The sequence below is a fragment of the Labilithrix sp. genome (assembly GCA_019637155.1).
Lineage (GTDB): Bacteria > Myxococcota_A > Polyangia > Polyangiales > Polyangiaceae > Labilithrix.
Map to the genome: position 1 here is coordinate 426,471 of JAHBWE010000001.1, position 12,320 is coordinate 438,790.

8 protein-coding genes are annotated in these 12,320 nt (G+C 72.5%); 7 read left to right on the forward strand and 1 reads right to left on the reverse strand.

The genetic code is table 11. The features are described from left to right. Nucleotides 1–26: 26 nt before the first annotated feature. The 3 genes from KF837_01850 to KF837_01860 are packed head-to-tail and all read left to right on the forward strand — an operon-like array spanning nt 27 to nt 5,246. Nucleotides 27–569, forward strand: a complete 543-nt coding sequence (locus KF837_01850) for a DUF2760 domain-containing protein (protein ID MBX3226020.1) — start codon at nt 27–29, stop codon at nt 567–569. Next, nucleotides 566–2,467: an Hsp70 family protein gene (locus KF837_01855; protein ID MBX3226021.1), complete on the forward strand. Its 1,902-nt coding sequence runs from the start codon at nt 566–568 to the stop codon at nt 2,465–2,467. The genes KF837_01850 and KF837_01855 overlap by 4 nt, the downstream gene beginning before the upstream one ends. Before the next feature lies 1 nt (nt 2,468). Further along, complete coding sequence (locus KF837_01860; GenBank protein ID MBX3226022.1) at nt 2,469–5,246, forward strand: Hsp70 family protein; 2,778 nt, start codon at nt 2,469–2,471, stop codon at nt 5,244–5,246. A 2-nt stretch (nt 5,247–5,248) separates the two neighbouring features. On the opposite strand, the gene KF837_01865 is transcribed toward KF837_01860, so the two are convergent. Further along, the gene (locus KF837_01865; protein ID MBX3226023.1) at nt 5,249–5,794 is read right to left on the reverse strand and encodes a Uma2 family endonuclease; all 546 of its coding nucleotides are present in this window, start codon (nt 5,792–5,794) and stop codon (nt 5,249–5,251) included. 21 nt (nt 5,795–5,815) lie between these two features. Here KF837_01865 and KF837_01870 point away from each other — a divergent pair, with 21 nt between their 5' ends. The 4 genes from KF837_01870 to KF837_01885 all read left to right on the forward strand — a co-directional run bounded on the left by KF837_01870 (nt 5,816) and on the right by KF837_01885 (nt 12,229). Next, nucleotides 5,816–9,247: a protein kinase gene (locus KF837_01870; protein ID MBX3226024.1), complete on the forward strand. Its 3,432-nt coding sequence runs from the start codon at nt 5,816–5,818 to the stop codon at nt 9,245–9,247. Nucleotides 9,248–9,365: 118 nt separating this feature from the next. Next, entirely contained in the window at nt 9,366–10,067 is a 702-nt protein-coding gene (locus tag KF837_01875; GenBank protein ID MBX3226025.1) for a hypothetical protein, read from the forward strand. Next, nucleotides 10,067–10,786 carry a hypothetical protein gene (locus tag KF837_01880; GenBank protein ID MBX3226026.1) on the forward strand — a complete coding sequence of 240 codons (720 nt, stop codon included), beginning with the start codon at nt 10,067–10,069 and terminating at the stop codon, nt 10,784–10,786. The genes KF837_01875 and KF837_01880 overlap by 1 nt, the downstream gene beginning before the upstream one ends. A gap of 48 nt (nt 10,787–10,834) precedes the next feature. Beyond that, nucleotides 10,835–12,229: a hypothetical protein gene (locus KF837_01885; protein ID MBX3226027.1), complete on the forward strand. Its 1,395-nt coding sequence runs from the start codon at nt 10,835–10,837 to the stop codon at nt 12,227–12,229. The last annotated feature ends 91 nt before the right edge of the window (nt 12,230–12,320 follow it).

Below are 12,320 nucleotides of genomic sequence, written 5' to 3' on the forward strand. Positions count from 1 at the left end.
GGACTAAGGTGCCGTTCGTGGCACCGATGCCCTTTTTTTCCAGGCTGATCTTCGCGATCGTCGCGTGGTTCAAGATCCTCTTCGACGGGGAGGCCGCCGCCCGTATGGCCGCCGCGGCGGAGGGCGCGCCGGCGCTTCCGGAGGCGAAGAAGGAAGAGCCGAAGCCCGCGAAGAGCGAGCCGCCGCCTCCTCCTCCGACCGACGCGGCGTTGCAGCTCCTCGCCCTGCTGCAGCGCGAAGGGCGCCTCGTCGACTTCCTCGAAGAAGACATCGCCGGCGCCGCGGACGCGGACATCGGGGCCGCCGCGCGCGTCGTGCACTCCGGTTGCAGGAAGGCGCTCCGCGCGCACGTGACGCTCGCGCCCGTGCGCGCCGAAGACGAAGGCGCGAAGGTCACGCTCGCCGAGGCGAACCCCGTCGAGGTGAAGCTCACCGGCAACGTCGCGGGGAAGGGGCCATACAGCGGCGTCCTCCGGCACCGCGGCTGGCGCGCGACCGAGATCAAGCTCCCCACCGCCGTCGCCGGTCACGATCCGCGCGTCGTCGCGCAGGCCGAGGTCGAGCTGTGACCAAGGGCGAGAAGAAGCCGCGCTACGTCGTCGGCGTCGATCTCGGGACGACGCACACCGCGCTCGCGTACGCGCTCTTGCCGGAGAACGAGGACGAGGCGCCTCCGCCGCCCGCGATGCTCTCGATCCCGCAGCTCGTCGCGCAAGGCACGATCGACGCGCGCGAGCTCTTGCCCTCCTTCTTCTACGTCGCGCACGAGTCGGACGGGCCCCAGGTCTTGCCGTGGGACGAAGGTCGCAAGTACGCCGTCGGCGAGCACGCGCGCGCGCGCGGCGTCGACGCCCCCGCCCGCGTCATCGCGAGCGCGAAGAGCTGGCTCTGTCATCCCTCCGTCGATCGACGGTCCGCGATCTTGCCGCCGGGCGCGCCGGAGGACGTCGAGCGCATCAGCCCGGTCGAGGCGTCGTGGCGCTACCTCGAGCACCTCGTCGAGGCGTGGGACCACGTCGTCGCGAAGGGCGATCCCGATCTCGCGCTGACGAAGCAGAGCGTCGTCCTCACCGTGCCCGCCTCGTTCGACGCGGCCGCGCGCGAGCTCACGACCGAGGCCGCCTACGCCGCCGGGCTCGAGGACCTCACCCTCCTCGAAGAGCCGCAGGCCGCGTTCTACGCGTGGCTCGCGGACAAGGGCGACGCGTGGCGCAAGGACGTGCAGGCCGGTGACGTCGTGCTCGTCGTCGACGTCGGCGGCGGCACCTCCGACTTCTCCGTCATCGCCGCGGTCGACAAGGGCGGCGAGCTAGTCCTCGAGCGCGTCGCGGTCGGCGACCACATCCTCCTCGGCGGCGACAACATGGACATGCTGCTCGCCCACGTCGTCGAGCAGAAGATGGTCCGCGAGGCGGAGGAGGCGGGGAAGGCGCTGGAGCTCGATCGCTGGCAGAAGGTCGCGCTCCAGCACGCCGCGCGCGGCGCGAAGGAGAAGCTCCTCACCGCGATGGATGAGGGGAAGAAAAAGAAGAGCGCCGAGAGCGCGCAGATCGCGATCGCGGGCAAGGGCTCGAAGCTCGTCGGCGGCACGCTCCGCACCGAGGTCACGCGCGACGAGGTGCAGGCCGCGATCATCGACGGCTTCTTCCCGGTCGTCGACGCCGCCGCGCGCCCCGCGGTCCGCACGCGCGCCGCGCTCACGCAGGTCGGCCTCCCGTACGCGCAGGACGCCGCGGTCACGAAGCACCTCGCCGCGCTCCTCGCGCGTCACACCGAGGCGCTCGCGACGCTCCAGCCCGAGAAGAGAGGCGGGAAGCTCCTCCACCCCACGCGCATCCTCTTCAACGGCGGCGTGATGAAGGCGCCGGTGCTCCGCGAGCGCATCGCGTCGTGCGTCGACGCCTGGCTCGAGAGCGACGGCGCGCCGAAGGCGAAGGTGCTCGAGGGCGCCGACCTCGATCTCGCGGTCGCGCGCGGCGCGGCGGCGTACGGGCTCGCGCGGCAGGGCAAGGGCGTGCGCATCCGCGGCGGCACCGCGCGCGCGTACTACGTCGGGATCGAGAGCGCGATGCCGGCGGTGCCGGGCCTCGAGCCGCCGATCACCGCGCTCTGCGTCGCGCCGATCGGCATGGAGGAGGGGACGAGCGTCGACCTCGGCACCGCCGGCGGCGAGCTCGGCGTCGTCGTCGGCGAGAAGGTGAGCTTCCGCTTCTTCGGCTCGAGCGTGCGCCGCAAGGACACGACCGGCGCCGCGATCGAGCGCTGGAAGCAGGGCGAGATCGAGGAGCTCGCGCCGATCGAGGTCGACCTCCCCGCCGAGGGTCGCGTCGCGGGCGACGTCGTCCCCGTCACGCTCCGCTCGAGCGTGACGGAGGTGGGCACCTTGCTCCTCGAGGCGGTCCCGCTCCAGCCGCGGAAGAAGGACGAACGCTGGAAGGTCGAGCTCAGCGTGCGCTCGGAGTCGTGAGGTGAGCGAGCCGCGCTTCGTCGTCGGCATCGACCTCGGCACGACGCACACCGTCGTCGCCTACGCTCCGATCGATTCACGTAGGGTGAAGACCGCGCCCGATCCATCACTTTTCGCGATACCTCAGCTCACGACCCCGACCGAGCGCGAGGACTTGCTCCTCCTCCCCTCCGTCCTCTACGCGCCCGTCGCCGGCGAGATCGCGGACGATCCCACGTGGGTCACCGGCGAGGTCGCGCGGCGGCGCGGGAGCGAGGTGGCGGGGCGCGCGATCGTGAGCGCGAAGAGCTGGCTCTCGCACGCCGCGGTGGACCGCACCGCCGCGATCCTCCCGTGGGGCGGGAGCGACGTGGCGAAGCTCTCTCCGGTGGAGGCGGAGACCAAGCTCCTCCAGCACATCGCGCGCGCGTGGGACGAGGCGCACCCCGACGCGCCGCTCGCGCGGCAAGACGTGATCCTCACGCTGCCGGCGTCGTTCGACGACGTCGCGCGCGACCTCACCCTCGCGGCCGCGCGGGACGCCGGGCTCGAGCCGACGCTCCTCGAGGAGCCGACCGCGGCCTTCTACGACGCGATGCGCGACGTCGAGGCGATCCGCGAGCACGTCGTACCCCGCAACCCGAGCGAGGAGCGCACCGTCCTCGTCTGCGACGTCGGCGGCGGCACGACCGACCTCTCGCTGATGGCGATCGCCTACGCGCCGAAGGACAAGGGCGGCTTCAGCGTGCGCCGCGTCGCGGTCGGCCGCCACATCCTCCTCGGCGGCGACAACATGGACCTCACCCTCGCCCACCTCGCCGAGGCGCGGATCGCCCCTTCGCACGGGAGCGGCGAGCGGCTCGAGGCGGGCGAGCTCGCGCAGCTCGTGCTCGCGTGCCGCGAGGCGAAGGAGCGGATCCTCTCCTCCAAGAAGCGCGTCGACGAGGCGAAGGTCACGCTCCTCGGCAGGGGCGGCAAGCTCGTCGGCGGCGCGCGGAGCACGGTGCTCACGCGCGAGGAGGTCGAGCGCGTGGTGCTCGAGGGCTTCTTCCCCGCCGACGTGGAGGCGAACGCGGCGGCGCCGAAGACGCGCGGCGCGATCGTCGCGTTCGGGCTCCCGTACGAGCGCGACCCCGCGGTGACGCGGCACATTCGCCAGTTTCTTGCCCGTCATGCCAGTGAATTGCCCAGCGGCGCCCCCGACGTCGTGCTCTTGAACGGCGGCGTCTTCAACGCCGCGCCGATCGTGCGCGCGCTCAAGGCCGCGCTGAAGGTGTGGGCGGGCGAAGGCGCGAAGGCGCCCGCGATGTTGCCGGTCTCGGACCCCGATCTCGCGGTCGCGTGCGGCGCGGTCCGCTACGGCTTCGCGCGCCGCGGCCTCGGCGTGCGGATCGAGAGCGGCGCCGCCTTCGGCTACTACGTCGCGCTCGCGGACGAGCCGGGGCGCGCGAAGCGTGCAGTGTGCATACTTCCGCGCGGCGCGAAGGAGGGCGCGCGCCACGAGGCGGGGGACCGCGTGTTCGACCTCGTCGTCGGTCGCAGCGTCCGCTTCGACCTGTTCGCGAGCGACGTCGCGAAGGACGAGGCCGGCGCGCTCGTCACGATCGAGGAGGACACCTTCGACCGCCTGCCGCCCGTCGTCGCGAACCTGCCCGCCGGTCACAAGAAGGAGGACGCGGTGCGGGTGCGCCTCGGCGGCGAGCTCCTCACCACCGGACAGCTCGACCTCGCGTGCGCCGAGGTCGGCGGCGCGGGCCGGCGCTTCCGCCTCGAGTTCGCGCTCCGCGAAGGCGCCGCGCGCTCGGTCGGCCCGATCGCGCCCGCGTCGCTCGCCCCGCCCGCGCCGGTCGACAAACCCAAGCCCCCCGCGAAGCTCGAGGAGGCGACCGCGATCCTCGACAAGGTGTTCGCCAAGAAGAGCGACGCGAGCCCGCGCGAGGTGAAGGACGTCCTCCGCGATCTCGAGAAGACGATCGGCGATCGCCAGACCTGGACGATGGAGACGTGCCGCCACCTCGCCGATCGCCTCCTCTCGAACACCGGCGCGCGCCGCCGGAGCCCCAACCACGAGCGCGCGTACTGGCTCCTCCTCGGCTTCTGCATGCGCCCCGGCTTCGGCGATCCGGGCGATCCCGCGCGCGTCGAGCGCGCGTGGCCGACCTTCGAGGGGCGCCTCGGCTTCCCGGACGAGGCGCAGGGCTGGCAGCAGTTCTTCATCGCGTGGCGCCGGATGGCGGGCGGGCTCACGGAGGCGATGCAGCTCGCGATCCGCGACGCGATGGATCCGCTCGTCGCGCCGAAGGAGGCGAAGCTCAAGGCGCCGAAGCGCGTGCCGGAGGACGGCGGCGAGGCGCTCGTGATGCTCGCGGCGCTCGAGCGCGCCCCGGCGGAGCGGCGCGCAGAGCTCGGCGAGTGGATCGCGGAGAAGACGTGGACGAACGACGACGCGCGGCTCTGGACCGCGATCGGCCGCGTCGGCGCGCGCGTGCCGGTCTACGCGAGCGTGCACCACGTCGTCGCGCCGCGGCACGCCGAGGCGTGGCTCGATCGCCTCTTCCGGCTGAAGTGGGAGAGCGTCGCGACCGCGCCGCACGCGGCGGTGCAGCTCGCGCGCCTCACCGGCGATCGCGCGCGCGACGTCGGCGAGCGCCACCGGACCGAGGTCGAGAAGCGCCTCGTCGCCCAGGGCGCGAAGCCGGCGTGGATCCGATCCGTCCGCGAGCTCGCCGAGGTCGGCGAGGAGGAGCGCATCGCGATCCTCGGCGAGGGCCTCCCGATCGGCCTCAAGCTCGCGCAGTAGGTCTACTCGGCGTAGACGGCGTCCACCGAGACGAGCGCGCCGTGCAGCGGGAAGCTCTCTCCCGCGCCGTAGACCTCGCGCCTCCACTCCGCGCCGCGCCGAAACACCTCGACGCATCGCTCGTCCTGCGAGACGAGGACGTACTCCTCCAGCGAGGCGATCGTCCTGTAGTCGCGGGCCTTCCAGCCTCGGTCGTCACGCTCCGTCGAGTCCGACAGGACCTCGACGATGACGCAAGGATTGGTGATCGCTTCGCCCTGGACGTTCCCGTCCTTCTCCACGACGGTCTTCATGACCGGGCCGCAGACGACGCTTACGTCGGGGCGGAGACCGGCGCGCGTCGCCGGGACATGAATCGCGACCGAGCCGTCGCGCACGGTGCGAAGGCCGCGGAGCGCCGCCCGAAGCTCCGCCGACACGGCGATGCAAAGGCGGCCATGCTCGGGGGTGGGCTCCGCCCCCGCCCCCCGACCCCCCGCCCCGCCGGCGAGAATCTTCTGTTCGATCATGGAGCTTCGAAGACCCACGGAGCGTCTCGATGGTGGCATCGCGCTTGCGATGTTTGGGGGGTGATGGCGTTGAAGGAGCGTGACGGCTGGGAGATCACGACGCTTGGTCGTGGCAAGCAGCCGGACGATCGCTCCGGCACTGTCCGCGCGCTGTCGCTGGATCCGGATCGCTATGCCATCACCGACGTCCTCGGCGAGGGCGGAATGGGCGAGGTAAGGCGATGTCGGGATTCTCTCCTGGATCGCGACGTAGCCCTCAAGGTCGTGCGGCCCGCTGCGGCGGTCGACGACTACGAGGCGCGCTTCCTCCGCGAGGCGCGCGTTCAAGCTCGCCTCGCTCACCCCGGCGTCGTCCCCGTCTACGACGTCGGGCGCGACGCGAACGGGCGCGTGTATTTTACAATGAAACGCGTCGAGGGGGTGACGGTCGAAGACGTCATCGTCGCGAAGCAGGAGGGGCACCGGACGCAGTACGACCTCCGCCGGCTCCTCACCGCCTTCTCGCGCGCCTGCCTCATCGTCGACTTCGCGCACGCGCGCGGGGTGCTGCATCGCGACCTGAAGCCCGCGAACATGATGCTCGGCGCCTACGGCGAGGTGTACATCCTCGACTGGGGCCTCGCGAAGGTCATCGGCGGGGACGACGAGCTCAGCGCCAGCGCCGTGATCGACGTCGTCTCGCCGCTCGCCCTCGCGCGGGAGCGTCCGACCGAGCGCGGCGTCGCGATGGGGACGCCGGCGTACATGTCCCCGGAGCAGGCGTTCGCGCAGGTCGAGCTCGACGCGCGCACGGACGTCTTCGCGCTCGGCGCGATCCTCTACGAGATCCTCACCCTCGAGACGCTGATGGACGAAGAGGCGATCCGCGCGCTGCGGCATCGCCGGATGCCGCGGATCGATCCGCGTCCGTCGGCGCGCGTGCGCGGGCTGCGCGACCTTCGGGAGCGCGTGCCGTGTGATTCACACGGCCTCGAGGCGCTCGACGTGGTGTGCGCGCGGGCGACGGCGCTCGACCGCGACGAGCGGTACCCGACCGCGCGCGCGCTCCACGAGGCGGTCGAGGCGTACCTCGCCGCGGACGAGGAGGCCGAGCGCCGGCAGCGCCTCGCCGCCGCGCACGTCGAGCGCGCGCGCGCGTTCGCGGCGGAGGTCGACCGCCCGGCCGCGCTCCAGGAGCTCGGCGCCGCGCTCGCGCTCCAGCCCGACGACGAAGGCGCGCGCGCACACCTCGTCCACCTCCTCGCCAACCCGCCGAAGGTCACGCCGCCGGAGGTCAAGGCGCGCCGGCTCCAGCAAGAGGTCGCGCGCCTCCGCGGGATGGAGCGCATCGTCGCGCTGCTCTACGTCCTCGCGTGGATCGTCGCGTTCCCGATCGCGGCGCTCGCCGGCGGCGTGAACGACGCCGGCAGCGCGCTCATCGTCCCCGCGGCGTGGATGCTCGCCGCCCTCGTCACCGTCGCGCAGCGCTGGATGAACCTGCACGACTCCGCGGTGAGCTGGTCCGGCGTCGCGGGCGCGCTCGCGGTCGCGGCGACCTCGCTCGTGTGGGGCCCGGCGTTCATCGTGCCGGGGCTCGCGATCGTCGTGCTCTTCGCGCAGCTCCTCGTCGCGCAGAAGCGGCAGCGCGCGCACGTCGTGTTCTTCATGGGGGCCGCGGTCGCGGTCCCGTCCTACCTCGCGATGCGCGGGATCTTCGAGGTCTACGCGCCGGTCGGGCCGCAGGCGTTCGTGATCCACGGCGCGATCGGCGCGTCGCGCGACGTGTTCTTCGGCGGCCTCCTCGTCGCGCACCTCATCCAGGTCCTCTTCGGCGCCCGCTTCGCGTCGCGTTACCGTGACATCCTCGACGCCCGCGTCCTCGAGAACGCGCTCTTCTCGTGGCAGCTCGCGAACCTCGTCCCGCGCGGGACGACGAAGCGCAGCGACGACGCGCGGCGGCCGTCGATGACCGCGCTCGAGGAGGCTTCGCTCTCGATCGCGGCGAACGACGAGCTCCTCGCGCCCGCGGAGGCGCCGCCCATCGACGCCGACGCGCCGGAGCGGCATCGCTACGCCCGCATCGCCCACGTCGGGACGACCGAGCGCACCGAGATCTGGCGCTGCTTCGATCGCCGGCTCGCGCGCGAGGTCGACATGCACGTCGCGAAGACGGCGGAGGACGACGTCGCGTCCCTCGCGCACGCGCGCGCGTGCGGCCGCCTCGAGCACCCCGCCGTCGCGCCGCTCTACGACGTCGGCACCAACGAGCAAGGCCGCGTCTACTTCACGATCAAGCACGTCTCCGGCGTCACGCTCGACAAGGCGTTCGCGCTCGTCACGAACGAGCGCGGGCTCCGCCGCATCCTCGGCGCGTTCGGGCAGGTCTGTCTCGCGCTCGCGTACGCGCATGAACAGAACGTCTTCCATCGCGCGCTCACGCCGGCGCATATCGTCCTCGGCGGCTTCGGCGAGGTGTACGTCGGCGGCTGGGCGGGCGACGCGTCCGGCGCGCCGGAGGAGGCCGCGCTCGATCTGCGCCGCCTCGTCCTCATCCTCGGCGCGATCCTCGAGCGCGCGCCGATCCCCGAGCTCTCGGTGCTGTCGCCGAAGAGCGCGCGCGAGATCCACGAGGCGATCGAGGGCTACCTCGCCGGCTCGCGCGACGACGAGATCCGCACCGAGCTCGCGGAGGGACACTTCGCGCGCGCAGAGGAGGCCGCCGCGATCGCGTTCTCGGGGCGCGCCGGCTTCGAGGTCGAGGCGGAGGCCCGCGCCCGCGCGCTCGGCGAGGTGGGGCGCGCGGTGCGCCTCGCGCCGGGCGAGAAGAGCGCGGTGCGCCTCCTCTTCCGCTTGCTCACGGAGCCGCCGTCGCATCCGCCGCCCGCGGTCGTGCACGAGGTCGAGCGTCTCCGCGAGCAGCGCGCGCGCGGACCGGCGCGCTCGTCCGTGATCTTCGGCGGCATCTGGCTCCTCCTCTATCCGATCATCGCCGCGCTCCTCGGCGTGCGGCACCTGCCCTCCGTCATCATCGTGTGGAGCGCGTGGGCGCTCGCCGTCGGCGTGCTCGTCGGGCACCTCCTCCGCGGCCCGACCCGCGCGCCGTGGCCGCTCATCAGCGTCATGTTCGCCGGCCTCGTGACCGCCGCGCTCGTCGGCCCGTTCTTCTTCACCCCCGTCATCGCGACGTACACGACGATGAGCTTCGTGCTCACGGTCCCTCCCGGCCGGCGCGCGCTCACGTTCGTCCTCGGCACGCTCATCGTCGTCGTCCCCGTCGTGCTCGCGTGGACCGGCGTCTACGTCCCGAGCGACATGGTCGGCAGCGTGCTCCTCTCGAACGGATCGCTCGAGGCGTCCTCGCACGAGACGACGCTGCTCGTGCTCACGACGATGCACCTCCTCGGCATCCTCTTCACCGCCGAGTACGCCGCCCGTTTCCGCGATCGCCTCGACTCGGTGGAGACCGCCTACCTCCTGCGCGCGTGGCAGCTGACCAAGCTCGTCCGGGCGTAGGAATTTCCCTCGTGAGTCGTCGGACCACCACCCCCGCCCGCGCGAGCTCGTAGTTTCCGACGCGCGCGTAGACAGCTACGATGGAGAGAACGGCATGAATGGTGCTCGCCCCTTCGTCATGCGTTCGTGGCTTTCCTTGTCCGCCGCTCTCCTCGTGACGCTCGCTGCCGCGCCGGCGAGCGCGAACTCGGGCGGCGTGAAGGGCTACAGCGGCAAGAGCGCGAGCTGCAAGACGTGTCACAACGGTGGCGCGGCGCCCACCGTCACGCTCGACGGCCCGTCCTCGCTCGCGGCCGGCGCCTCCGGTGACTACACGCTCACGGTGAAGACCGAGCTCACGAAAGGGTCGGCCGGCATCTCCGCCGACGGGGCGACGCTAACCGCGGGCGAGAACCTGAAGGTGACGGACGGCGAGCTGACGCAGACCGGGCCGATCGACGTCGCGGGCGGCGAGGTCGTCTTCTCGTTCAAGGTGAAGGCGCCGTCGTCGGGCAGCAGCTTCAAGATCTACGCGGCCGGCCTCGGCTCCGACGGCGTCAACATCACCGGCGACGGCGACGCGACGACCACGAAGAGCGTCAGCATCACCGGAGGTGGTGGCGGCGGCGGGGGAGACGACGAAGACGACGACGATTCGAGCTCGAGCTCGAGCTCCAGCAGCAGCAAGAAGACGAGCAGCGGCGACGACGACGACGACTACGACACGGGGATCCCGAACAGCGGCTGCGCCGCGGCCGGCTCGCACTTGCCGGACATGACGAGCGCGCTCGTGGTGGTCGCGGCGCTCGCCCTCGCCTCCAAGCGGCGCCGGAAGCCCTGATGCGTCGCGCCCTCTGGATCGCGCATGCGCTCGCGGTGACCCTCGTCTCCGCGGAGGCGTCGGCGACGTCGACCGGCATCAGCGGCTTCAGCGGAAAGACGCTGTCGTGCGACAACACGGGCTGCCATGCGGGCGGCGAGGCTCCCACCGTCACGCTCACGGGGCCGGACGAGCTCGCCGCCGGCGCGACGGGCGACTTCACGCTCGAGGTGAAGACGGCGCTGACGAACGGCACCGCCGGCATCGCGGGGAGCGACGGCGTGACCTTGACCGCGGGCACCAACCTCGCGGCGCAGAGCGGGGGAGAGCTCTCGCACTCGGCGCCGGTCGCGGCGACGGGCGGCGCGGTCACGTTCACCTTCAAGGCGAAGGCCCCCGAGTCCGGCGCCGAGATGACGATCTTCGCGGCGGGGCTCGGCTCCGACGGCGTCGGCGTCACCGGCGACGGCACCGCGAAGACGACGAAGAAGGTCACGATCACGGGCGGCAAGCCCGCGGGCTCGAGCTCGACGAGCACGAGCGGCGGGAGCAGCGGCGGCAAGACGACGGACGACGACGATCGCTTCACCGAGGATCCGTTCTCGGAGGCGGACGCGATGGCGACGTGCGGGGCCGCGCCCGGCGCGACGTCGGACCAGGCGACGGCCGGCTTCTTCCTCCTCGCCGCCGTCGCGATCGCGATCCGGGGCTCCTCGTCTCGACGCCGGAACCTCATGTAACGAGCGTGTTTCAGCGTCGCCGTACCGACGCGACTAGCGTCCGGCGCGATGCGTCTTCTCGGTGCGTGTGCGGTTGGGGGAGGCACGCTCGCGCTCGTCGCGATGGCTTGCGGTGACGGCGGCGACGGAGGGGCGCCGGCGCCGGGCCCCGAGAACGACGCAGGACCACCGGACGTCGCCGCGCCGATCGCGGACGGGGGCGGCGAGGTCGACGCCGCCGAAGCGGGCGGCCCGGCGGGGCCGATCACGATCCGGACGTCCACGCCGTCGGCGCCGTTCTCGCGCGGCGGGCCGCGCGACGCGACGTGGGCGGCGTACGTCGACGACACCGGCGCGTGGGTGCGGCTCGAGCCGAAGACGGACGACGGCGGCGCGGAGCCCGGGCGCTACGAGATCGCGGCGACGACGAAGCCGAGCTACACCGTCGCGTTCGCGTGCGCGAACGAGCGGCGATCGCTCGTGACCGTGCTGACGCGAGAGTCGAGCGTCACCGAGCTCGACGTCACGCTCGCGGCGCAGTGCGGCTCCGACGATCGCGTCACGACGAACCTCGCCGGCACGTTCTCGAACATCCCCACCGCCACCGGCTGGCTCGACTTCGGCTACGCGCTCGGAGGCCGCGGGAGCATCTTCATCACCGCCGGCGGCGCGGGGGACTACGAGCTCGTGAACCTCGTCGCGGGGACGTGGGACCTCGCGTTCGGCCTCCGCGAGGACGCGGTCGCGCCGCTGACGAGGATCGCCTTCGCGCGCGACGCCGCGCTCGCCGCCGACTCGTCGACGTTGAACCTCGACTTCACGGACGCGGGCGCGACGCCGGTCCCGAAGAAGATCTCCCTCACCGGCCTCGCGAACGAGCAAACGCACATAACGGTGCAGTACACGTTCGGCGGCGCGACGAGCGGCCTCGAGGTCGGCCCCGGCGACGATCCGTTCGGCGTCGCGAGCGCGGAGGTGACCTACGCTTCGGTCCCGGCCGCGTCGCAGCGGCCGGCCGATCGGTACCGCATCGCCGCGACGACGGTGGAGGACGAGCTCGAGGCGCGCGGAGCGAGCATCGATCTGCACGACGCGGTGGACGTCGCGCTCGAGCTGCCGCCCGCGCTCGAGGCCCCGACCTCGAGCGTGGAGGGGAAGCTCGTCGCCGCCACGCTCGCGCCGCGCGCGGGGGCGGCGGTCTACGAGGCGAACGTCTTCACGCGCGTGACGAACCAATCGAGCCGCGAGTGGCGCGTCTCCATCAGCGCCGCGCTCGTCACCGGGACGGAGATCGAGCTCGTGCCGCCGGACCTCTCCGCCGTCGCCGGCTTCGACGCGACGTGGCTCACCCCGCTCGAGATCGAGCGCACGGTGACGGCGAAGGCGTACGAGCGCCCGGCGACGGTCGGCGACGGCACGCTCCATCGCTACGCGTCGAAGTCGATCCTCGTGACACCGGAGTGACGTTGCGCAAACGCGCGGCGGAGGGCGAGACTTTCGTCCACCAGTCGCGGCGATGCGCACGCATGGCGAACGCGTAGCGAAAGTGCACACG

What these genes read in the sequence shown, in the direction of transcription:
- KF837_01850 (MBX3226020.1), top strand. Translation starts at nt 27, where the DNA reads ATGCCCTTTTTTTCCAGGCTGATCTTCGCGATCGTCGCGTGGTTCAAG.
- KF837_01865 (MBX3226023.1), bottom strand. Translation starts at nt 5,794, where the DNA reads ATGCCACCATCGAGACGCTCCGTGGGTCTTCGAAGCTCCATGATCGAA.
- KF837_01875 (MBX3226025.1), top strand. Translation starts at nt 9,366, where the DNA reads ATGCGTTCGTGGCTTTCCTTGTCCGCCGCTCTCCTCGTGACGCTCGCT.
- KF837_01880 (MBX3226026.1), top strand. Translation starts at nt 10,067, where the DNA reads ATGCGTCGCGCCCTCTGGATCGCGCATGCGCTCGCGGTGACCCTCGTC.
- KF837_01885 (MBX3226027.1), top strand. Translation starts at nt 10,835, where the DNA reads ATGCGTCTTCTCGGTGCGTGTGCGGTTGGGGGAGGCACGCTCGCGCTC.